Source organism: Bacteroides sp. NGMCC 1.200775 (assembly GCF_040798045.1).
Classification (GTDB): Bacteria; Bacteroidota; Bacteroidia; order Bacteroidales; family Bacteroidaceae; genus Bacteroides; species Bacteroides hominis.
Genome location: NZ_JASCQK010000006.1, coordinates 154774 through 176320, shown reverse-complemented (window position 1 = coordinate 176320; position 21547 = coordinate 154774). Strand labels below are relative to the sequence as shown.

Here is a 21547-nt window from a genome sequence, read left to right as displayed (position 1 = left end):
TTCTATTTTATTTTATCTAAAATCGACTCTAATTCCGCCAAAGTATCCGTACTAAAAATAATGTAACCTAAACGGTCCAGAGAACTCTTTATTAACGTTTTTGAATAAGGACGGATATCATATCGACTGATATGGGTATCATGTGATTCTATAAATTCCACGCAACGAGTATAATTCTGTGGATTCAAAAACTGCACACAGGAATAGCGAGACCTCTTTTTAGTGACATCAATCGTTTCACCCAACGATATTTTAACTAAATTCCCAAGCATATCTACACCGGTCGAAAGAGGAACTAAATCCGATGTTATATAGTCTCCCCCCAAACGGCATGCAATCTCTATGATGAAAGCTCCTCCGGAATTCAACTTTACTTCTGTATGTGACGGGCAATTATCTAAACCTATAATATTTATAGCCTTTATAACCTCTGCGGCAATAATTCCATATTCATCAGCAGTTATACGGGCTGGTTCAATGTGTGTATCTTCTACAAAAAAGCCTTCATCCTCACCTATTATTAGCTTTTCCGTAACAGCTATAATGGAAGTTCTTCCTTTTTGAGTAAATGTTTCCACACTAAATTCACGCCCATCAATAAAATCCTCAATCAGAACCTGTCCTTTTCTTGAATAGCTCAAAGCTAAATCAAAAGCATCTTTCAATTGTGCCAAACTGTCTACACGCTGAACCCCACGACTAGCTGATGAATCGACAGGTTTTACCACATAAGGAAATTCTTGATATAAGGACAAATCTGTTTGTTGATCGCATAAATAAAAAGCAGGAGTATGAACACCACTTCTCAAAAAGAGTTCTCGCTGCAAGTATTTATTCGTACAAATTTTAGCTACATCTTCAGGCATCGCTGATAGATGTAGTTTTTTAGATATTGATGCAACGACATTTACAGGATAATCTGAGGTTGTTAAGACTCCATCAAGATTATTATTTTCAGCATATTTCATGAGTTTATCAGTATCCAAAGTACTAATAGCCAGCTGTTCATCGGAAAATTCAAAACCAGGAGCACACGAATCCATATCTGCCACAATACAATACAAACCCAATTCCTTAGCTTTTAAAATAATTGGCACTTGAATGTTTCCAGCACCTAATATCAAAATTTTTTTCATAGTTATATTAAAGAGTTTATGATACGGCAAGATTTAAAAACAAACTCGGTATCAACCCGAAGATCATTAAATAAATTCAAAATACACATAGATTTTACTTCTGCTATAGGAGAATGGATACCACTGAACATATAAGAAACAGATGGGAAATTTGTCCCAGCAAATAAACCATTATCAAATAATGCTTTTAGAACTAATGCCCGATTAGGAATACAAACAAGAAATCTCCAATCACAATATTTTAAACCATATTTTATATCATTGGGCAATTCAGCATCATAAATGGCATTAAGTCGTCGCTTATGTAAATCAACAATCTCTTTTTTTTCTAAAACTATTTTCCTATACTCTTCAATAGTCCAGTTACTCCCTGAAATATCCAGCCAATCGGAGTCATGATAATAATATCGTTTATTATCTGACAAATATTGTTTATAGCAATCCATTTGGGTCTGATAGTCAGAATTATCATAGGCTAAAAACTCTCTTTTATAGGAAAAGGAGTCATTCATAATGCCAAATCCCCCATACAACAGTTCTACATATTTTGCATATCCTGTACTATAAAGAGTCAAATCAATATTGTTTTGATTCTCACTAGGAAACTCCGGTGGACATAAACATCTATCATCAATAACAACAATAGATGAATCGAATTCTTTTATCTGACAATAAAATTTTGAGGTATCATATTGATGCCCATAAGCATGTACGAACAATACACCCTTTACACCTCCTAAACAAATAGCCTTTAGTGCCAAATGTTGGTCCATCGCATGTGTATCGTCAATATCTATAAAATCAAAACTTAAACCGGCCTTCAGAAAAGTGGTCGGAACTATCGGACAAACATTAGCGGGCAACAAAAATTTACCCGATCTTATATTACTTCGCAAAAAGTTATATAGAATAACAGTAGCTCGATTCTCTAAAATCAACATAATCCCAAATTTTCCTTTATTACTTGAACAATAGAAATCATTCCTTCTCCAACAGATAGAGACAAAGAAGTATCCGATATAAACTTACGGCGTTCAAAAGAAAAAAGTTTTCTTAATTCTTGAATTAAGTGCTCAAACAAATAGGGATCATCCCATTGAAAAGCATTGCTCAATGTTCCTTTTTTTAAAAAGCCGGAAACATCTTCCGACTGGTTATCTACTACCTGAATTGCTATTGTAGGAAGCCCCACTGAAGCCAATTCATACAAAGTTTGTCCGCCAGCAGAAATTGCCACATCCGATTCCAGCATTAACGTTTTCATATGCTCAGCATCTAAAGAATAAAAGAAACGAATATTTCTGTTATTTAATAAAGACAAATCAACATGTGTTCTTGAACCAATGACAATATTGTATTGTAAAGTAGAATATGAATTTAATAATGAGGAAACTATAGGAATGGTTAAACCACGCACATCAGTTCCGCCCATTATTATAAAAACAGATGTAACTGAAGGTTTTACCGTATAAAAAGATTTTAAATTAAAAGCATTCCGCAAAACAGAATATTGCAACCCCAACAAATACAAGTTACTGGAATTCCATTTATGCCGGTGGCTATTTTCAACATTAGGAGTCCAATCAATGATAATAGAATCACGGTAATATCGACGACGATAATCATCGATTACAATTAATTTATAAACATGATTCTGTAGAAAATCAACCATTGACTGATCCGCCTGAATAGAATCCATAAATACCACTTCATCTTTAATGTAATTTTTTAAAAGTGCTATATCTTCTAGCCAGGGAATATATTCGACATTTCTGTTAGAAAGAAGTGAAGTTACAGAAGTATCTCCATGAATTATAAAACGAACATCAAAACCCTCGTTTAAAAACGCATCATAAAAAGCCAGACAACGGCAAATATGCCCTATTCCCCAATCAATGCTACCTTCTGTTAAAATTGTTATCAACATGATATAACATTTGATATTTTATTTCTGCCATCCGCCAATCCTCATATGTATCAATATCTTGAACTTCCAGATCTGATAATTCTATCATACCACTATTATCACAAAATATTTCTTTCACTTCCATAAATTTAGAAACAGTCATCCAATAAAATAGTCCAGAATCATGATACATCGGTTCTAAATCTTGTGAACGAGAATGAATATACTGAGGTTCACGCATCACAATTTTTCCGTCAATTTGTCTCAAAGCACGTTGAATAGGATATGTAAAACGCAAAACAGGAAATAACGAGTCATATTGCCCATCTAAAAATTTAATATGACTATTAATCAAAGACATTGATCTCAAAAATGGAGCCGTAGACAAAATGCAGCAGAATGAATCAAAAGATTTATTTTGACAATAATATTCATTTAACACTTCTTCTATAACATCTTCCATTGTCGCATGGTCATCAGAATTTTTTTTTGACCGCATAAATGGAACATTAGCCCCATATTGTTTTGCCATTTCAGCTATCTCTTCATCATCTGTTGAAACCATTACCTCATCGAATATGCCTGACTGTAATGCCGCCTCAATGGAATAAGCAATAATGGGCTTACCCATAAAGGGCTTAATATTTTTCCGAGGAATACGTTTACTACCTCCCCTTGCAGGAATTATTGCCAAATTTTTCATTTTCTCACAAATTCTATCACTTTATGAATCACGTATTCCTGTTCTTCATCTGTCAAAGTTGGATACATAGGCAAACTTAAACAATGATCATAATATTCTTCAACAACAGGCAAACTTCCCTTTTTATTTCCGAATTGCTGATAATAAGGCATCAAATGCAAAGGAGCATAATGGACCTGTGCATAGATATTATTATCATGCAAATAGTTATATAATCCCAAACGATCTGCCACTTGGATAATATAAAGGTGATAAGCGTGGAAAATGTCACGATCCACACGAGGTGTACAAATACCTTCTAGCTGGGAAAAAGCCTCAGTATAGCGTTGAGCTATCTCCTGACGACGTGCCAGACCTGAATCAGCACGCTTCAGTTGAGAAATGCCTAAAGCCGCCTGAAAATCAGTGAGCCGATAATTATAACCTAATTCTTGCATCTCATAATACCAACCACCATGATGCTCTTGAAGTAAATCAGGATTTTTTGTAATGCCATGCGTACGGTAAAGACACAGTCGGTCATATAACTCTTTGTTATTAGTAGTCACCATACCCCCCTCCCCCGTAGCAATATGTTTTACAGGATGGAATGAGAAAACTGAAACATCGGCAAAAGAACCATTCCCACAATACTGTTTCTGCCCATTACCATCTACAAAATATCCACCCGGAGCGTGACAAGCATCCTCTATGATCCAGAGCCCATACTCATCTGCTAACCTGCGAAAAGCCTCCATCTGCAAAGGATACCCGGCGAAATCGACCGGAACAATTCCCTTATAAGTCCCTTTGGGAGACAATTGAAGTAAAGATTCAAGTTTGTGAATATCCATTAGATAAGTATCCTTATCAATATCACAGAAAACAACCTCACCACCACAGTAACGAATACAATTAGCACTCGCCGCAAAAGTCATGGGAGTAACAATTACTTTATCACCGGGACGGACATCCAATGCAGTAGCCGATAAATGGAGACCTGAAGTAGCATTATTTACGGCCACAGCATATTTGGCACCTACATATTCTGCGAAAGCTGCCTCAAACTCCTTAATCTTAGGCCCTTGAGTCAAATAATCAGATTTCAAGGTTTCAATAACAGCCTGTATATCCCCGTCTGTTATACACTGGCGACCATAAGGAATAGGGTTACTGATCATTTGACTTCAAAATTTGGATCCACATATTTCTTTATATTTTCACGCATGCTCTCCACCGTTTCCCATTCCTCGTTTTTATCTGAACTGTAATGGAAATCACCGGGAACAGCAACGGCATGATGATGGAGGATATAATCCTCTTTACTATAATTAAACGACACTGAGGGAAGTATCGCATAATAACGGCCTAAGTCAATAGTATTCAAGGCGTCCGTTGCCGTAATCATTTCTTCATGGAGTTTTTCACCCGGACGAATACCAACTTCAACCAAAGGAAGGTTGGGAGCAATAGCCTTGGCTACATCCACAATGTGATAGGATGGGATTTTAGGAATGAATATTTCACCGCCTAAATGATGTCCGATAGCAAACATCACCAAATCCACACCGGCCTGAAGAGAAATATTAAAGCGGGTCATTTTCATATCGGTTATAGGTAATTCTGTTGCTCCATTATCTCTTTTGCTTATAAAAAAGGGAATAACAGAACCACGTGAACCCATTACATTACCATAACGAACGACTGAAAACTTAATATCTTTTGCACCTTTTATATTATTCGCAGAAACAAACAACTTATCAGATGTAAGTTTAGTAGCACCGTACAGATTAATAGGAGCGCAAGCTTTATCCGTAGAAAGAGCTACAACATGCTTAACGCCTGTTTGCAATGCTGCATTTATTACATTCTGAGCGCCATGAACATTCGTTTTAATACATTCTTCCGGATTATATTCCGCTGTATCAACTTGCTTGATCGCGGCTGCATGAATAATCACGTCAATACCTTCACAAGCACGCTTCAAGCGTTCACCATCACGAACATCACCTATAAAAAAGCGGAGTTGGGGATATTTAGATTCCGGATATTTTTGTTTAAGTTCAAATTGCTTCAATTCATCACGAGAATAGATGACAATTCTTGTAACATGCGGATAATCCCGAAGGATTGTTTCCACAAACTTCTTACCGAAAGAACCTGTTCCACCGGTAATTAAGACTGATTTACTATTAAGCATATATTACATTTATATATATTTTTAATCACCTATATTCTTAAATACATTTTTATACGACTATAGCTTAAAAATTATTATTTTTAAATACCTGACATATATCAGCAAAATAACATTATATTAAAAAGCATATAAGTTTTGTAACTATTTACACTATAGGAATTCAACATGTTCACCCCTTCGGAATTTTTCTATAATCCCAGCCATAGTAATCATTTCAGAATAGGTTAGCCGATGCGTATTACAAAGTCCATTGTTTATGCAGGATACAAATTCCTGTAATTCATAACGGAGACCCTCGCCCGCATAAGTATAAAAGTATTTCTTATTTTGATTTGTATCTTCATAACGAAGTTCAAAATAATCAGTCTTCCACCAAGGTGCAGGAACATAAGCATATCCTTTAGTACCTGAAATTACCAGATTCCCTTCCGTCTTGACCCCAAGCCCCAACTTAAAGGAAGCAATAGCCGAATCATAGCGTAATATCCCTTTAGTGAAAATATCAACGCCATCCTTAAAAGAAGAAAAGAACATTACCTCTTTATAATTAGTACCCAAAAGTTTAAATACCGGAAGTAAAGCAAAAGAGAGATTTTCAGTCACACTACCACCGGCCTGAAAACTGTCAAGTTCTCGCACTCCCTGAACCTTTAAAGTGGATAAAGAAGCATCTATATCAACGATGGTACCGATCAAACCGGATTTTATCAATGTAATCAGATGATTAAAAGCAGGGCAGTGAGCTGTTTTGTTAGCTTCCATGAAAGTCAATCCTTTGGATCTGGCAAGTTCACAAAGTTGCTGTGCCTCGGAAAAGGATAGTGTCAAAGGAGTTTCGCATAAAACGTGTTTCCCACAATCCAAAAGTTGTTTAACATAGTCATAATGGGTTAAATGTGGAGATGCAACATAAGCAGCATCTATATGTTTACACAATTCGGAAAAAGAACATGACACATGGGATATACCAAATTGCTCTGAAAATGAAGATGCGGACTCCTGATCAGGATTATAAACTGTAGTTATGTTAACTCCATTGACAAAAGCAACCTCAGGAATAAACTTATGGGCTATGCGCCCTGTGCCGATGATACCAAGACGAACACAACTCTCATTCCTCAACTGTGTACTGGAAATCCCCTCTGTACGATCTAGATAAACAACATCACAATACTCTTTCAGATAATCAAAATGGCCTCTCCAATCGGAACCAATTGCAAATACATCAATATTATAGCGCTGAATATCATCTATCTTTTGACCGACATACTCTTCTATGATAATTTCGTCAGCCAACCCCGTTCGACGAACACTTTCGATACGCTCCATTACATTATTGCGGACATTTAGCTTACCCCGATCCAAATCAAAATTATCCGTAGTCACACCAACAATCAAATAATCACCTAACGATTTGGCACGACGAAGTAAATTCAAATGACCTTGATGGAGCAAATCATATGTACCGTAAGTAATAACCCGTTTCATCGAATAAATTATAATTGTTCGATACGATAAATTTCCTCAGACAAACAAAGCAAATCCTGCTTATCCTGTACTCCAAGATGAGATACCCGAAAATAATTAGGTGTTCCCCCCGGCATTATGTAAATCTCCCTATCAAGTAATTCTTTGAAAAGAATATCGCCATTACGATTGATAAAAAAACCGGTGATGCAATTAGACGGCACTTCGGCAGGAACAATCCAATTGTACTTATTACATAAAGTACGAAAAAACAAAGCACGTTCACGAACTCGGGAAATAATGCTGTCTACTCCTATCTGAACATTACGTTTCAGTCGTTCATGCAATTGTAAAAAAATCGTAGTAGCCGGACTATAAGGGGTCTGCCCGCGTTGGAGATTTTTTAAATTTTCATTAAAATCAAAATAATAACCGGAACTGGCAAAGTGCATATCCGAAATATTTTGAGAAAGAATGACGAAAGAAAGCCCTGGAGCTATATTAAGGCCTTTTTGGCTACTGGTAATGCAGATATCTATTCCCAAATCAGACATATGCAGAGGATCAGCCAAAAAAGAACTGATTGCATCAACGACCAAAGAGACATGATATTTCTTACAAATATAGGAGATTTTATCTAAATTGAACATTTGTCCAGTAGAGGTTTCATGCTGCTGGCAAAGAAACACATCTGGATGCGATAATGCAATCTTGGCCTCAAGATCTGAGTAATCTATATCTTTTGCGAAAGGCACTTCATACAAATCAACATCAATATCATAATAGTCGCATAAACTTTTCCAACGATAACCAAAAGAACCGCCAGCAACAACAAAAGCTTTATGCTTTAGAGAAACATAATTGGTTACAACTGCATCCATCGCACCTGTTCCGGAAGCTGTATAAAAAATAACCCGCCCATTAGGGCAACCAATCAAACGAAGCAACATACTCTCACAATCTTGCACCAAAGATGAAAAAGAGGAAGTACGCATGTAGGGAATGGGAAGAGAAGAAATACCAAGGATATCCGACTCTATATTACCAGGAAATACAAAAGAATTCATAAATAACTCAAATTTTAAAACTACTAAGCTAATCGATTTACAATATTTTTCACTTCTCTTATCAGCTCCTCATCTCCCATCTGTTCAAAGCACTCCAGCAGCAATTGACATTTCAATACAGAGGCTGGTAGTTTTTCTAAAACAGTCATTGAACGATCCAATAATTCTTGAACAACCTGTTCATTTTCTAAGGAGAAATTAAACAGCATGGTATCGTAACCTTTGAACAAAGTAACAAGAATTTCCGCCTCTTCTTCGGGGGATTTTCCTTTCTGAAGAAGAAGATCGGCACACAAGTTACGGAGTTCTTTATTTAACGCAGTAAGTTCATTCACATAGACAGGAGTACCGTCCCCGCCATACTCCAAGAGTTTCTTCACTACGGAGGACACAGAATTACACAGAGAATTTTTCATTTTAAAAAGGAATGAATTATGATTCGTCGATTCTTTTTCGGTTTTTATTTATATAGAAAAAGTAACTTCAGTTTCAGAAGTAGATTTACGCCGTCTGAACCGATATACTTATGCCTTTCTTCAATTAACATTGTTAACGTCTTTTTTAGACTGTTTGGTTCTTGTGCGTAAACAACAGGCCTTTTGCATTTAAAACACTCGTTATTTGCATCTAAAGAACAAGCTTTAACACTGTGTTAAAACGAAACTTTTGTAGACAGAAGGCTTGTACTTTGAAAGCATTACTTTTCAAACAGTTAAGTGTTAAATTCACTTTTTCCTCCCACCGATAGCCTTTTCGGTCGAAAGCTGGGATACTTACTTTTTTGTCAACTATAAACGAGCACTTGCACTTCCGAAACCTGAAGAAGAGTAATAATATCCAATAGAATTATATCTAACGACGTAACGAGGCATTACATATATTGTTATCACCCGTTACATATATTGTTATCGCCATTACATATAATGGTATTTTCTTTACATATATACTTTTTATTTCTCTTTCCGGATGTAGCTAGCCGGAATTGTAACCATAGCGCTACCGAACATATCGATACGTACTAAAATATGATATTTATTATTATAGCGGACCAATTCTCCCCGCAAGCCTTGTAAATCGCCCTTGGCAACTACTACACGAGTACCTTTGGGAATGGACTCTCCTGTCAGGATCACCTGATCCTGGGAGTAATCGAGCATATAGCGAAAATCAGCCATTTGCGCATCAGGGATACAGGTAGGAGCCCCGGTGGAACGATCACGAAGGAAATCGTATACATTCAGTGTGCTTCGGACGGCGGCCATTTCCTGACGGGAGATATGAACGAAAACCATACGGGGCAACAAAAGGCGCTCACGCTCAATGCGTTTTCCTTCACGCTCTATGACACGGTTTTGTACAGGAAGAAAGGTATCTACCTCCTGCAATTGAAAATAATCCCGAACTTTACGTTCTGAGTTAGTTCGTGTCAGTACGACATACCAATGTTTATCGCTATCTGTTGTCTCCAAGACTACGTTCGTAAGAAAAAGTTTCAGTAATGACTAAGGATGAAAATTTGTTAAAAACAGAAATATTCAAAAAACACGCCTTATTTTCAGCAGTTTACAAATTAAGTTTTTTAATGATTGGATATAGAAAAAGTATTCGCATCAGATTTGAGAACCATCTGATACGTTGAATTATTTTATTTGAAATATATATTCGATTCAAAAAAGAGTATTCACACGCATATATATTTTCGGTTGCAAAGGTAAAACCTTCTTTCGAGTCTCCAAAACTTTTCACAGATTATTTTCACAAAACATGGCTATACCCATGTAAATCAAAAGTATAATTCAAATCTTCATAAAGAAGGGAAGTACTATAATATATGTATTATAGAAAAATATAAAAACAAGCATTTAATTAAGTAACAAGAAGTATTAATGCTAACTTGATAAATTGACAACTTCATATTTTAAATGTAAAAGGATGATTCTACCTGAACTAAACAACAAACATATAATCATCTGATTTCCTGCAAACAGGGTATTAATAAAATGATTATAGGAAGTTAACTTTAACACAGTGTTAAAGTTAACTTCGTAACCATAGGATATTAACTTCATAAAAATACGAAGTTAATAAGTTATCGGCAAGCAATTAAACTTCTCTTCTTACCATTAACATTGTTAATACATTCAGTAGTAAGCTAACCATCGGTATCCTTTACAACTGCATCATTTTCTTATGCCCTATTATACATAATTCCTCTTTTCTGCGGCGGTACATGGCTATATTGGTAAAACCGGCATTAACAAGAATAGTCTTCAGCTGATCATCGGAATACACCACCATTCCTTCGACACGACTGGTCCATACTTCATTCGTCGGATCACTCATTTCGCAACAGATAAGAAAAGCACCGCCAGGCTTCAAGACACGTGCCACTTCAGTAAAAGTATGCTGTAAGTCACTCCAGAAGTAAATGGTCTCAAAAGCGGTGACCACATTAAAACTGTGATCGGAATATGGAAGTTGATCGACACTCCCCTGCTCTACAAAACAACGTGTACCAAGTTGCCTTCTGTTTCTTTTTCGTGCAAAAGCAACACTTTCCGGTGAAATGTCTATGCCAAAAGCCTTACCTTGCGGGCAATATTTGAGGATTTGCGCCAGGTTGGCACCACCACCGCAACCTATATCAAGCACGTTCCATCCCTGATGCCACTCCATACAAGACATTCCCCAATGAGCCAACGAAGCATGTCCCTGATTCATTCCCCAGAGTATCATTCTTCCAAAGAATCCTTCGGGTTTACGGACATTCTGCAAGATTCTGTTAATAAGGCTTTTCCTTTTCATTTATTATTTGTTTTGGTTTCACAAACAAAGTTACAGATTCCATATAAACAGGCAATACCTAAAAGTAGGGAATTTATTCGATAGAAGCACAGTATGAATTTCGTTTCTATTTCATAAATATTACATAAACATTACAACATAACTCTTTCATTATCAATATCTATTAATAATAAATATTCATATATTCAGTAACAGGTCTGTAATACGAGGGACCTATTTTTGCGCCAGAAAACAACAAGCAGATGTTATGGACAATGTACAACAAGTAAAAACTAATTCACAAAAGAAACTTTCCGATTTCCTTTTCATTCTTTGGGCAGGTGGTGCTGCATTGCTCTCCTACTCACTGGTTTATGCACTAAGAAAACCTTATACGGCTGCCGGATTCGATGGACTTGAGGCATTTGGAATGGATTATAAAGTAGTGGTCACTATCGCACAGATATTAGGATACGTACTTTCCAAGTTCATTGGGATCAAACTCATTTCAGAGTTGAAACGGGAAAACCGGATGAAATTCATCCTGATCTCCATTGTACTGGCAGAAGCTTCGTTGATACTGTTCGGACTACTACCTGCACCTTATAATATAGGAGCTATGTTTCTGAACGGTCTTTCATTGGGATGTATGTGGGGAATCATTTTTAGTTTTATAGAAGGACGCCGCATGACGGACATACTCGCCAGCCTGTTGGGTGTCAGTATGGTTATCAGCTCGGGAACAGCTAAGTCCGCCGGCTTGTTTGTTATGGACACTTTAAACATAAGTGAATTCTGGATGCCGGCTCTGATCGGAGGTATTGCTTTACCCATACTCGCCCTATTGGGTTATTCTCTGAACCGGCTCCCACAACCCACGGCCGAAGATATCGCCATGAAATCGAAACGGGAAACACTGAACGGCAAACAGCGTTGGGATATCTTCAAGAATTTTATGCCATTTCTCACCCTGCTCTTCATTGCCAATGTAGTATTGACAATCTTAAGGGATATCAAAGAAGACTTCCTGGTGAAGATTATCGATGTCTCCCAATACTCTTCGTGGATGTTTGCTCAGGTAGACAGCGTAGTAACTATCATTATCCTTGTCATTTTCGGGTTGATGGTTTTTGTACGAAGCAACTTGAAAGCATTATCGATATTACTGGGATTGATCATCATCAGCATGGTAGTGATGGCAGTGGTTTCATTTGGCTACGAACAATTGCAATTAAACGCTATTGTCTGGTTATTCATTCAGAGCCTCTGTCTTTATCTGGCTTTTCTCACTTTTCAGACCATTTTCTTCGACCGTTTTATCGCTTGCTTCAAAATCCGGGGTAATGTAGGTTTCTTTATTGCCATGAATGATTTTCTCGGCTATACGGGTACGGTTATCGTATTGGCTGTCAAGGAATTCTTTTCACCTGACATTAACTGGACCGCTTTCTACAACTTGATGGCCGGCTATGTAGGAGTGATTTGTTTTGTCGCTTTCGTATGTTCATTTATCTATCTGTACCAACGTTATCGTAGAGAGAACTACGGAAAAACAGGCGTATTCAGAAAAAAAGAAGAAGAAAAAGAAGTTCCTGATTTCGTATATTAATTGCTATCTTTGTGGGTCAAAAAACTTAAAATAAAAGTTCACCATGAAGATTTTTCCAAGTAGCAGCATCAAAAAACTGGATGCTTACACCATAGAACATGAACCGATTGCATCGATCGACCTGATGGAACGGGCAGCGCAGGCACTGACAAAAGCCATCACTGAACGTTGGGACATCACAACTCCTGTCACGGTATTTGCGGGACCGGGTAATAACGGCGGAGATGCCCTTGCCGTGGCCCGCATGCTGGCGGAAAAGGAATATAAGGTTGAAGCCTATCTGTTCAACCCGAAAGGAGAACTGTCAGCCGACTGTCAGACCAACAAAGAGTTGGTGGAAATGATGGATAATGTGAAGTTCAGTGAAGTAAGCACACAATTCGTACCTCCTACCCTGACAATGGATCATTTGGTAGTGGACGGACTTTTTGGTTCGGGACTCAATAAACCGTTAAGCGGCGGTTTCGCGGCTGTAGTGAAATATATCAATGCATCGCCTGCTACAGTGGTTGCTATCGACACCCCTTCGGGATTGATGGGAGAAGAAAACACATTTAACGTAAAAGCCAATATCATCCGTGCCCATCTGACACTGAGCCTGCAATTGCCCAAACTGGCTTTTCTCTTCGCAGAGAATGCCGAATTCGTTGGTGAATGGAAATTGCTGGATATCAACCTCAGCCATGAAGCCATCGAAGAAACAGAAAGCAATTATGCCTTATTGGAAGCAGAAGAGATACATGCTTTGATCAAACCCCGCAGCCCCTTTTCACACAAAGGAAATTTCGGACACGCCTTGCTGATTGCCGGATCGTATGGTATGGCAGGGGCTTCAGTGCTGGCGGCCCGTGCCTGTATGCGTTCGGGGGTAGGATTGCTGACTGTACACGCACCCATGCGTAACAATGACATCCTACAGATTTCCGTCCCGGAAGCAATTGTCGAATTCGATGCCAGTGATTCCTGCTTTGCTTTTCCCACAGATACAGATGACTATCAGGCGGTAGGTATCGGTCCGGGAATCGGACGCTCAGAAGAAACAGAAGCCGCATTGCTCGAGCAACTCAGTGGATGCCAGACTCCTTTGGTGCTGGATGCCGATGCACTGAATATATTAGCCAACCACCGACATGCACTGACCACGCTCCCCAAAGGCTCCATCCTGACCCCTCACCCCAAGGAGCTGGAACGTATGGTGGGCAAATGCCAGAATTCGTACGAGCGACTAATGAAAGCTTGTGAACTGGCTCGTACCGCTAAAGTACATATTATATTAAAAGGAGCTTATTCAGCAATTATCACCCCTTCGGGCAAATGTTATTTCAACTCCACAGGTAATCCGGGCATGGCGACAGCCGGAAGTGGAGATGTATTGACGGGTGTCATACTGGCTTTACTGACACAGGGATACCCGGCTGAAGAAGCAGCTAAAATAGGTACTTACGTACACGGTCTGGCCGGCGATTTCGCACGCAAAAAGCAGGGCGTTATCGGTATGACAGCCGGAGATATTGTCAATTATCTGCCAATGGCCTGGCGTCTGGTAAGCGAATAAAGGTTAACAACTTATGATTTTCCAAATAACTTCATTAACTTTGTTTTTTAAACCAGTTAAAATAAACCGGAAAATGAAAAAGCTAATTATACTGACAGGACTGTTACTTTCTGCCTCGGCATATGCCCAGACAGAAGTTACAGCGGGAGTTACCCGGGGAAAAGATTACGGGGTGACCTATGCACTTCCTAAAACAGCAATCGACATTGAAGTCAAAGCCAATAAAGTGACATACACTCCGGGAGAATTCAGCAAATATGCCGACCGTTATCTGCGGCTGACCGATGTGTCGGGAGAGCCTCAGGAATATTGGGAACTGGTCAGCGTCAAAGCCAAATCTGTCGGTATCCCCGATAGTGACCATACCTATTTCGTCAAACTGAAGGATAAAACAGTGGCTCCGTTGATAGAGTTGACCGAAGACGGTATTGTTAAATCGATCAATGTACCGTTAAGTCCGAAGAAGTCTGCACCTATACAACCAGCCACTACGCTGAGAAAAAAAGTAAATCCACGCGATTTTCTGACAGAAGAGATTCTGATGGCAGGTTCTACAGCTAAAATGGCTGAATTGGTCGCCAAAGAAATCTACAACATCCGCGAAAGCAAAAACGCCTTAGTACGCGGACAGGCAGACAACATGCCTAAAGACGGAGAACAACTGAAGATAATGCTTGCCAACCTGGAAGAACAGGAAGCTGCCATGACCGAAATGTTCTCAGGTACACTGAATAAAGACGAGCGGATATTTACTATCCGCCTGAATCCGGAAAAAGAGATGGATAACGAAGTGGCCTTCCGCTTTTCCAGGAAACTGGGTATAGTTGCCAATAATGACCTGGCAGGAGAACCGGTTTACATTACTCTGAAAAATCTGAAAACAGTCAATGTACCGGAAGACGATGGCAAAAAGAAAGTAGACGGCATAGCTTATAACGTGCCCGGTAAGGCACAAGTGACGCTTATAGAAGGAAAAAAAGAATGGTTTAACGGTGAACTTCCCGTTACACAGTTCGGAACAATTGAATATCTGGCTCCGGCTCTTTTCAATAAAAAATCGACCGTACAAGTTACTTTCAATCCGGCTACAGGAGGATTGATTAAAGTAGATAGGGAAGAAGGAGAATAAAACTGATAAAAAAACTCCGGCTGATCTATACAGGTCAGTCGGAGTTTTTTTTATTTTCTTAAATTGTGCTTTTCAAACACCGTCAGTTTGTAACTGCTAATTTCACAAATCCGTCCTTCTGCAACTGGGTGATATAAGCAGTAATACGCGATTCGTAATTTTCTTCGTGATCGAAATGCTCTGCAAGTTCTTCAATAATCTGGCGTACGGTCCGCTTCCCGTCAATTAACTCCCATACGGCAGTACCATGTTCTTCCAGCCGGACATGAATATCCGGAGACATTCCTTTGGGCAATAAAAAACGCCGCATCCATTCATATTTAAACCGGGGGAAAGCAATGGTAACGGTACCATCGCTTCCCTTTTCGGCTGTAATATTCTCACTACGGAAAGGAATTACATCCAGAAGATTTATTTTCTCTTTCGCGTCTGCCATATTCTGTTATTTCTTAATATTCGCTTCCTGCAATCCGTATCCCTTCTTCTTATCTTCAGCTTTCAGCATCAAAGCCACAATCAGTGCCAAAACACCAAAACAAGCAAAGATAGACATAGGCAAAGTATAATCATAGGTCTGTGCACCATCTACAACGGGACCTTTGCAATAAGTATTCAGTACCCATCCGATCAACAAAGGAACACCCATCAATCCCCAGTTCTGTACCCAGAAAATCAGGGCATAGGCTGTACCCAGTTGTTTCTCCGGAATAATTTTCGGAACAGAAGGCCACATGGCCGAAGGCACCAGTGAGAAGGCAATACCCAGAATTATCATAATTACAGTGGCAAACCACCATACATTAAGGATAGGAAGCGCAAACAAAGTATGTACGCCAATCAACATAACGGCACCGATAATCATCAATGTAGCTCCCTTACCGATACGGTCATAAAGAGTACCAAACAACGGAGTCAGGAAGATGGTCCCTATCGGTAGTAATCCTGGGATATTTCCGGCCAATTTAGGATCTACGTTATACTTCTGCACCATCAAGTCAGTTGCATATTTAATAAAGGGGAAGACAGCGGAATAGAACAATACACACAATAAAGCAATCAACCAGAATCCCTTATTAGTAACAATAAGCATAACATCCTTCATACGGAACGGTTCCTCCGGTTCTTCTCCCTGAGCATCTAAAGAAGCATCAAGTTTCTTATCATAAAAGGTATAGATAAAGAAGGCGATAGTACCGATGCACAGCATAATCAGACACAACAAAATAGGCATCGGAATATTGGTATGGAAACTGCCACTTTCATCCGTATAGCCAAAATAATCGGCAATAGGAACAGTAAGTACCATTGCCAAAGTAGTACCGATACGCGCGGTTGCCATCTCAAGTCCCATGGCTAAAGCCATCTCTTTGCCCTTAAACCATTTTACAATAATCTTGGAAACCGTGATACCTGCAATCTCTACACCTACACCAAAGATAGCATATCCTAAAGCAGCCAGAAAGACCTGAGTTTTGAAGCCCATAATCAAAGCGCCTTCGGGGAAAGTTGTAGAAATAGCATAATATTTCAGTCCACAACCCAGCACCATCAGTATACAGGCTCCCATTCCGGTGAAACGAACTCCCATCTTATCGAGAATGATACCACCAAAAATCAACATCAGCAGGAATACATTAAACCACCCGTAAGCGCTGGTAAAGAATCCATAATCCAAACTATCCCAAAGGAGCTCTTTTTCGAGCATGGGTTTCAAAGGAGACATTACGTCGGTAAGGAAATAGCCGCAAAGCATAGTAAAAGCGACCAGAGCGAGCACACTCCAACGAAGTGTTTTGGAGTCACTCAGTTTGTTTCTCAATTGTTCTGTCATTGTAATATTTAAACTCAGAAGTTAGTAAAAGTGTTATAGCGAACAAAGGTAACTAAATCCGCCTTGTATGCCTAACAAAAAGATACATTTTACGGCTAAAAACAAGTGAAGCTGCAAGTTTCGGTTTGAAATTGCAGCTTCACTTATCGTTTCTTAAAAAGAATCTGTTGTTAGTTTGCCGGGGTTGCCGGAGTTTCTGTTGCAGGTGCTTCAGCCGGAGCAGCATCCGTCTTCGGTGCAGTAGTACCTACAGGCAGGTTATACGGGTTGGTCTGTTCTTCCTGCTGAGCCTGTTCCATGATGACATCTTGCGTTTTAGAAGAAGAAGTCGGAACAACATAAGCAGTAGCAATGCTCATCACAACCATAAATGCAGCTAAGCCCCAAGTTGCCTTTTCCAGAAAGTCTGTAGTTTTGCGTACACCCATAATCTGGTTAGATGACGAGAACCCAGAAGCAAGACCACCGCCTTTTGAGTTCTGAATCAACACAATGAAGCACATCAGTATGGCTGCAATAACCATTAAGATAACTAATAATAAGTACATTTTGTTATTTTGATTTAGCGTTAATAATCAATTTCTCTAAAAATCTGATTTGGTCTGCAAAGTAAGCATTTTTTTTTGGATATTTCAAACTTAATTTTTTAATAATTTCAAGTGCCTTGGAATATCGGTGCTGTTTGACATATATTTTGGCTAATGTTTCGGTAAAACAGCTATCATCTTCATCTTCTTCATGATGCGCCTCCCCCTCTTCTTCCACGGGAAGCGTTTCATTGTTAGCTGCGGGCTGCAGACGAATGGATGTTTCTCCCTCACTTCTCTCGATAAAGCCATCGATCAATTCATACCCACGAAGTTTCGGAATCTCCGACTGTTCCGGAGCGGAATCTTCTTCATCTTCCTGTAACAGATAAGTAGTATAATCCGTTGAATAGTCCAGACTTGTCTGCCCGGAAACCTCTTCAGGCACAGTGGCCAAAAAAGCATCGATCAGGGAGAGTGTACGATCCAGACCGGGCTCTTCCTCCAACACTTCTGCTTCGGAAGGCATATTCTTTTTACGGGGCTTCAAAATATACCTCTCACCTTCAATCAGATAAAACAGCTTCCGGCGATCTGCCACATATAATATGGCTTTACGAAGCTCCGCACCGAAAGAGATATCGTGTAACAGATAAAGATTTTTAAGATAGAGTAAACGCAGCGACTGGAAATAAGGATAGCGTGTGACAAGTGTCCGCAACTCGTACAAAGTATCTTTATTCAGCGTTTCAGGATGCTGAATCCATTGTTGTAAATTAGCAGAAATCATCCCAATTACCAATTTGCTACCGTTGCATTAAATATTTGATCTGTAATCTCTTTGGTCATCTCCGCAATCAGTCCGTCCTGAACAGCTGTCAGTAACTCCCTTGAGTCGTAGACACGGAAAGCCGAGAATTGCTGTTCGAAGTCCTGCTCATGGTTCGTATTATTCACAAAACGAACATTTACCGTAATCGTCAGCTTCGTTTCAGAAGAGTATCCATCGGCCGAAACAGCTTGGTTATACTGGTTGTATCCGGTGATTTCTCCATCAATCTGAAGGTCGGCATTATTATTCACCAGCTTCAGGCGAGTCTGGCGAAGGAAGATATCTTTCAGATCTTCATTGAATTTAGTACCTAACGGTGCATAAACATAGTCCGACTTTATAGGAAAGTCGGCTATAGAAATAGTCTTTACCTTATCGTAATTGATATTACCACCATTAAATTTATAAGAAACAGTACACGAGATGCCCACTACCAGCGTGACAACCAGTAGTGAGATTCGCATTATCTTTTTATTCCAATCCATATTCTTTTATTTTTCGGTAAAGGGTACGCTCAGAGATATTGAGGTCCTTTGCCGCACTTTTTCGTTTGCCATGATGTTTCTCAAGGGCTTTACGTATCATTTCTTTCTCTACCTCGTCCAGCGAAAGAGACTCTTCAACATACTCTTCGGTATCCTGTATGTCATCGTCATCGGGACAATTAGGCTTGACCGGATGGATCAGGGCAGGTACAGAAGGCGGAGGCGTCACAACAGGAGCCGGGGCATAAAACGTACCAACATTGGAAGCTACAGCTCCGCGTTCGGACATGATTTCGTGCACAAGCTTTTTCAGTTCGGTCACATCCTGCCGCATATCAAAGAGAACCTGATATAAAATTTCACGTTCACTTTCAAAACTCTTCCCGGCCTTTACACCGAACAAAGCCGGCAGTCGTTGTGTATTCTGGGCAGGCAGATAGGTCCGCAAAATAGAAGCATTGATTTCACGATTTGTCTCAATGATGGAGATCTGTTCCGTGATATTCTTCAATTGGCGCACATTACCCGGCCATGAATATGACAATAAAACCTGTTTGGCATCTTCGGTCAGTTGTATCGCAGGCATACGATATTTCTCCGCAAAATCACTTGCAAATTTGCGGAACAGCAACAGCACGTCTTCTCCACGTTCCCGCAAAGGAGGAATCTGGATGGGTACCGTATTGAGACGGTAATACAAATCCTCACGAAAACGCCCTTCAGCAATGGCTTGTGTCAGATTGACATTGGTAGCAGCCACAATACGGACATCTGTTTTCTGCACTTTGGAAGAACCTACTTTTATAAACTCTCCGCTTTCAAGCACACGAAGCAAACGCGCCTGAGTAGGCAAAGGCAACTCCCCGACTTCATCCAGAAAGATAGTCCCGCCGTCGGCCTCGCCAAAATATCCTTTCCGCTCACCAATAGCACCTGTAAAAGCCCCTTTTTCATGCCCAAATAGTTCCGAATCAATGGTCCCCTCAGGAATAGCACCACAGTTCACGGCAATATACTGGCCATGTTTACGACGGCTATACTGATGAATAATCTGAGGAAAGCTTTCCTTGCCGACACCACTCTCTCCGGTTATTAGCACGGACAAATCGGTAGGCGCTACCTGTATGGCAACATCTATCGCACGCGTCAAGGCTTCAGTGTTACCAATAATACCGAACCTTAGTTTTACTTGTTGTATTTCCGCTTTTGTCATATTCGCACTAAACTCCCTTCCTGATTAAATATCGTCATCTACTGTATCGAGCTTCAGTTTATCACTGTCGTCTCTTTTTTCGTAATATTGTTTACGCAACGGATTGGCATGTGCTGCCTTTTCACGCTGGCGGTTACGGAATACATCAATCGCTACATAAATAGCTTGCCGGAATGAATCTTCACAAGCAACCCCTTTTCCTGCAATATCATAGGCTGTACCGTGCGCCGGAGAAGTGCGTATCACAGGCAGACCTGCCGTATAATTCACGCCTTCATCCATGGCCAATGCCTTGAAAGGTGCCAGTCCCTGATCATGATACATAGCGAGCACTCCGTCAAAATGGGTAAAATTACCCGATCCCATAAAGCCGTCAGCCGGATAAGGACCATAACATAAGATTCCTTTAGCGGCCATCTCCTGGATAGCCGGAGAAATGATCTCCTGTTCTTCCGTACCGAGCAACCCGTCATCTCCGGCATGTGGATTCAGTGCCAACACTGCAATGCGAGGTGCGCCGATTCCAAAATCCTGTTTCAACGAACGGTTGAAAATGACAAGTTTCTCCTGAATCAGCTCTTTGGTTATCGAAGAAGCTATCTCCCGAACCGGAATATGACCGGTCACCAAAGCCACACGGAAATCCTCCTTCATCAGGATCATCAGAGATTTCGAACCGTCTCCCAAACGCTCTTCAATATATTCAGTATGTCCGGGGAAAGCGAATCCTTCGGACTGAATTGTATGCTTATTAATAGGAGCTGTCACAATGACATCAATCAACCCTTCCCTGAACTCCTCTATCGCTTTTTCAAGTGCCCCTAAAGCTGCTTTACCGGCCTCCGGATCGGGTTTTGAAAACTCGACTTTCACTTCGTCATCCGTACAATTGACTACACTCAACCGATTGTGTGCAGCTTCTGCAGCAGTATTGACAATACTGAAGTTAGTAGGCAGATCGAGTGATTTACGGTGATATGCAGCCACCTTCGGCGAACCGTAAATGACCGGTGTACAAAGTTCCAACATGACGGGGTCGGCAAAAGTCTTCAATATTACTTCGTATCCTACCCCGTTTATGTCTCCCTGAGTGATACCAATTTTTATTTTGTTATCTTCCATTT

Annotated in this window: 21 protein-coding genes; 3 read left to right on the top strand and 18 right to left on the bottom strand. The window is 39.9% G+C overall.

Features of this window, described 5'->3' with window-relative positions:
* Positions 1-2 precede the first annotated feature (2 nt).
* The 11 genes from QK890_RS16215 to QK890_RS16165 all read right to left on the bottom strand — a co-directional run bounded on the left by QK890_RS16215 (position 3) and on the right by QK890_RS16165 (position 11263).
* On the bottom strand, positions 3-1136 hold the full coding sequence (locus QK890_RS16215) for an ATP-grasp domain-containing protein (protein WP_005818705.1): 1134 nt from the start codon (positions 1134-1136) through the stop codon (positions 3-5).
* A gap of 2 nt (positions 1137-1138) precedes the next feature.
* Positions 1139-2077 carry a hypothetical protein gene (locus QK890_RS16210; protein ID WP_005818704.1) on the bottom strand — a complete coding sequence of 313 codons (939 nt, stop codon included), beginning with the start codon at positions 2075-2077 and terminating at the stop codon, positions 1139-1141.
* A complete protein-coding gene (locus tag QK890_RS16205) occupies positions 2071-3063 on the bottom strand; it encodes a PseG/SpsG family protein (RefSeq protein WP_005818702.1) in 993 nt (330 codons plus the stop codon). Before QK890_RS16205 ends, QK890_RS16210 begins: the two co-directional genes overlap by 7 nt.
* Entirely contained in the window at positions 3035-3745 is a 711-nt protein-coding gene (gene pseF / locus QK890_RS16200; protein ID WP_005818701.1) for a pseudaminic acid cytidylyltransferase, read from the bottom strand. Before pseF ends, QK890_RS16205 begins: the two co-directional genes overlap by 29 nt.
* Positions 3742-4905, bottom strand: coding sequence for a UDP-4-amino-4,6-dideoxy-N-acetyl-beta-L-altrosamine transaminase (pseC, locus tag QK890_RS16195; protein WP_367627459.1), 1164 nt, complete (start codon positions 4903-4905; stop codon positions 3742-3744). Before pseC ends, pseF begins: the two co-directional genes overlap by 4 nt.
* Complete coding sequence (gene pseB / locus QK890_RS16190) at positions 4902-5924, bottom strand: UDP-N-acetylglucosamine 4,6-dehydratase (inverting) (protein ID WP_250716708.1); 1023 nt, start codon at positions 5922-5924, stop codon at positions 4902-4904. The genes pseC and pseB overlap by 4 nt, the downstream gene beginning before the upstream one ends.
* 150 nt (positions 5925-6074) lie before the next feature.
* Complete coding sequence (locus tag QK890_RS16185; RefSeq protein ID WP_005818695.1) at positions 6075-7412, bottom strand: Gfo/Idh/MocA family oxidoreductase; 1338 nt, start codon at positions 7410-7412, stop codon at positions 6075-6077.
* A gap of 8 nt (positions 7413-7420) precedes the next feature.
* On the bottom strand, positions 7421-8458 hold the full coding sequence (locus tag QK890_RS16180) for an alanine--glyoxylate aminotransferase family protein (RefSeq protein ID WP_005818693.1): 1038 nt from the start codon (positions 8456-8458) through the stop codon (positions 7421-7423).
* A gap of 23 nt (positions 8459-8481) precedes the next feature.
* Positions 8482-8874 (bottom strand): UpxZ family transcription anti-terminator antagonist, encoded by a 393-nt coding sequence (locus QK890_RS16175; protein WP_005818691.1) that lies wholly within the window; start codon positions 8872-8874, stop codon positions 8482-8484.
* Between the two features lie 534 nt (positions 8875-9408).
* Positions 9409-9927: a capsular polysaccharide transcription antiterminator UpcY gene (gene upcY / locus QK890_RS16170; protein WP_005818690.1), complete on the bottom strand. Its 519-nt coding sequence runs from the start codon at positions 9925-9927 to the stop codon at positions 9409-9411.
* A gap of 700 nt (positions 9928-10627) precedes the next feature.
* Positions 10628-11263, bottom strand: a complete 636-nt coding sequence (locus QK890_RS16165) for a class I SAM-dependent methyltransferase (RefSeq protein WP_005809936.1) — start codon at positions 11261-11263, stop codon at positions 10628-10630.
* 247 nt (positions 11264-11510) lie between these two features.
* Here QK890_RS16165 and QK890_RS16160 point away from each other — a divergent pair, with 247 nt between their 5' ends.
* The 3 genes from QK890_RS16160 to QK890_RS16150 all read left to right on the top strand — a co-directional run bounded on the left by QK890_RS16160 (position 11511) and on the right by QK890_RS16150 (position 15535).
* Complete coding sequence (locus QK890_RS16160) at positions 11511-12851, top strand: DUF5690 family protein (RefSeq protein ID WP_022012993.1); 1341 nt, start codon at positions 11511-11513, stop codon at positions 12849-12851.
* 43 nt (positions 12852-12894) lie between these two features.
* Complete coding sequence (locus tag QK890_RS16155) at positions 12895-14406, top strand: NAD(P)H-hydrate dehydratase (protein WP_296026487.1); 1512 nt, start codon at positions 12895-12897, stop codon at positions 14404-14406.
* 73 nt (positions 14407-14479) lie between these two features.
* Positions 14480-15535, top strand: a complete 1056-nt coding sequence (locus QK890_RS16150; RefSeq protein ID WP_005775831.1) for a DUF4831 family protein — start codon at positions 14480-14482, stop codon at positions 15533-15535.
* 82 nt (positions 15536-15617) lie between these two features.
* Here QK890_RS16150 and QK890_RS16145 read toward each other — a convergent pair whose 3' ends face one another.
* The 7 genes from QK890_RS16145 to pdxA form a co-directional block, all read right to left on the bottom strand.
* Positions 15618-15971: a PqqD family protein gene (locus QK890_RS16145; protein WP_005809943.1), complete on the bottom strand. Its 354-nt coding sequence runs from the start codon at positions 15969-15971 to the stop codon at positions 15618-15620.
* Between the two features lie 6 nt (positions 15972-15977).
* On the bottom strand, positions 15978-17366 hold the full coding sequence (locus QK890_RS16140; RefSeq protein ID WP_005775829.1) for an MFS transporter: 1389 nt from the start codon (positions 17364-17366) through the stop codon (positions 15978-15980).
* Between the two features lie 170 nt (positions 17367-17536).
* Positions 17537-17914 (bottom strand): preprotein translocase subunit SecG, encoded by a 378-nt coding sequence (secG, locus tag QK890_RS16135; RefSeq protein WP_250702980.1) that lies wholly within the window; start codon positions 17912-17914, stop codon positions 17537-17539.
* A 4-nt stretch (positions 17915-17918) separates the two neighbouring features.
* Complete coding sequence (locus QK890_RS16130; protein ID WP_122296602.1) at positions 17919-18683, bottom strand: tetratricopeptide repeat protein; 765 nt, start codon at positions 18681-18683, stop codon at positions 17919-17921.
* A 5-nt stretch (positions 18684-18688) separates the two neighbouring features.
* Positions 18689-19210 carry an LptE family protein gene (lptE, locus tag QK890_RS16125; protein ID WP_005775825.1) on the bottom strand — a complete coding sequence of 174 codons (522 nt, stop codon included), beginning with the start codon at positions 19208-19210 and terminating at the stop codon, positions 18689-18691.
* Positions 19197-20423, bottom strand: a complete 1227-nt coding sequence (locus tag QK890_RS16120; protein WP_005775824.1) for a sigma-54-dependent Fis family transcriptional regulator — start codon at positions 20421-20423, stop codon at positions 19197-19199. The genes lptE and QK890_RS16120 overlap by 14 nt, the downstream gene beginning before the upstream one ends.
* A gap of 24 nt (positions 20424-20447) precedes the next feature.
* Positions 20448-21545 carry a 4-hydroxythreonine-4-phosphate dehydrogenase PdxA gene (gene pdxA / locus QK890_RS16115; RefSeq protein ID WP_005775823.1) on the bottom strand — a complete coding sequence of 366 codons (1098 nt, stop codon included), beginning with the start codon at positions 21543-21545 and terminating at the stop codon, positions 20448-20450.
* Between the last annotated feature and the right edge of the window lie 2 nt (positions 21546-21547).

Excerpts from the sequence above, each read along its gene's own strand:
- QK890_RS16120 (WP_005775824.1), bottom strand. The coding sequence starts at position 20,423 with ATGACAAAAGCGGAAATACAACAAGTAAAACTAAGGTTCGGTATTATT.
- pseB (WP_250716708.1), bottom strand. The coding sequence starts at position 5,924 with ATGCTTAATAGTAAATCAGTCTTAATTACCGGTGGAACAGGTTCTTTC.
- pdxA (WP_005775823.1), bottom strand. The coding sequence starts at position 21,545 with ATGGAAGATAACAAAATAAAAATTGGTATCACTCAGGGAGACATAAAC.
- QK890_RS16140 (WP_005775829.1), bottom strand. The coding sequence starts at position 17,366 with ATGACAGAACAATTGAGAAACAAACTGAGTGACTCCAAAACACTTCGT.
- lptE (WP_005775825.1), bottom strand. The coding sequence starts at position 19,210 with ATGGATTGGAATAAAAAGATAATGCGAATCTCACTACTGGTTGTCACG.
- pseF (WP_005818701.1), bottom strand. The coding sequence starts at position 3,745 with ATGAAAAATTTGGCAATAATTCCTGCAAGGGGAGGTAGTAAACGTATT.
- QK890_RS16175 (WP_005818691.1), bottom strand. The coding sequence starts at position 8,874 with ATGAAAAATTCTCTGTGTAATTCTGTGTCCTCCGTAGTGAAGAAACTC.
- QK890_RS16130 (WP_122296602.1), bottom strand. The coding sequence starts at position 18,683 with ATGATTTCTGCTAATTTACAACAATGGATTCAGCATCCTGAAACGCTG.
- QK890_RS16185 (WP_005818695.1), bottom strand. The coding sequence starts at position 7,412 with ATGAAACGGGTTATTACTTACGGTACATATGATTTGCTCCATCAAGGT.
- QK890_RS16215 (WP_005818705.1), bottom strand. The coding sequence starts at position 1,136 with ATGAAAAAAATTTTGATATTAGGTGCTGGAAACATTCAAGTGCCAATT.
- QK890_RS16165 (WP_005809936.1), bottom strand. The coding sequence starts at position 11,263 with ATGAAAAGGAAAAGCCTTATTAACAGAATCTTGCAGAATGTCCGTAAA.
- QK890_RS16145 (WP_005809943.1), bottom strand. The coding sequence starts at position 15,971 with ATGGCAGACGCGAAAGAGAAAATAAATCTTCTGGATGTAATTCCTTTC.
- QK890_RS16160 (WP_022012993.1), top strand. The coding sequence starts at position 11,511 with ATGGACAATGTACAACAAGTAAAAACTAATTCACAAAAGAAACTTTCC.
- QK890_RS16205 (WP_005818702.1), bottom strand. The coding sequence starts at position 3,063 with ATGTTGATAACAATTTTAACAGAAGGTAGCATTGATTGGGGAATAGGG.
- QK890_RS16180 (WP_005818693.1), bottom strand. The coding sequence starts at position 8,458 with ATGAATTCTTTTGTATTTCCTGGTAATATAGAGTCGGATATCCTTGGT.
- secG (WP_250702980.1), bottom strand. The coding sequence starts at position 17,914 with ATGTACTTATTATTAGTTATCTTAATGGTTATTGCAGCCATACTGATG.
- QK890_RS16150 (WP_005775831.1), top strand. The coding sequence starts at position 14,480 with ATGAAAAAGCTAATTATACTGACAGGACTGTTACTTTCTGCCTCGGCA.
- pseC (WP_367627459.1), bottom strand. The coding sequence starts at position 4,905 with ATGATCAGTAACCCTATTCCTTATGGTCGCCAGTGTATAACAGACGGG.
- QK890_RS16155 (WP_296026487.1), top strand. The coding sequence starts at position 12,895 with ATGAAGATTTTTCCAAGTAGCAGCATCAAAAAACTGGATGCTTACACC.
- QK890_RS16210 (WP_005818704.1), bottom strand. The coding sequence starts at position 2,077 with ATGTTGATTTTAGAGAATCGAGCTACTGTTATTCTATATAACTTTTTG.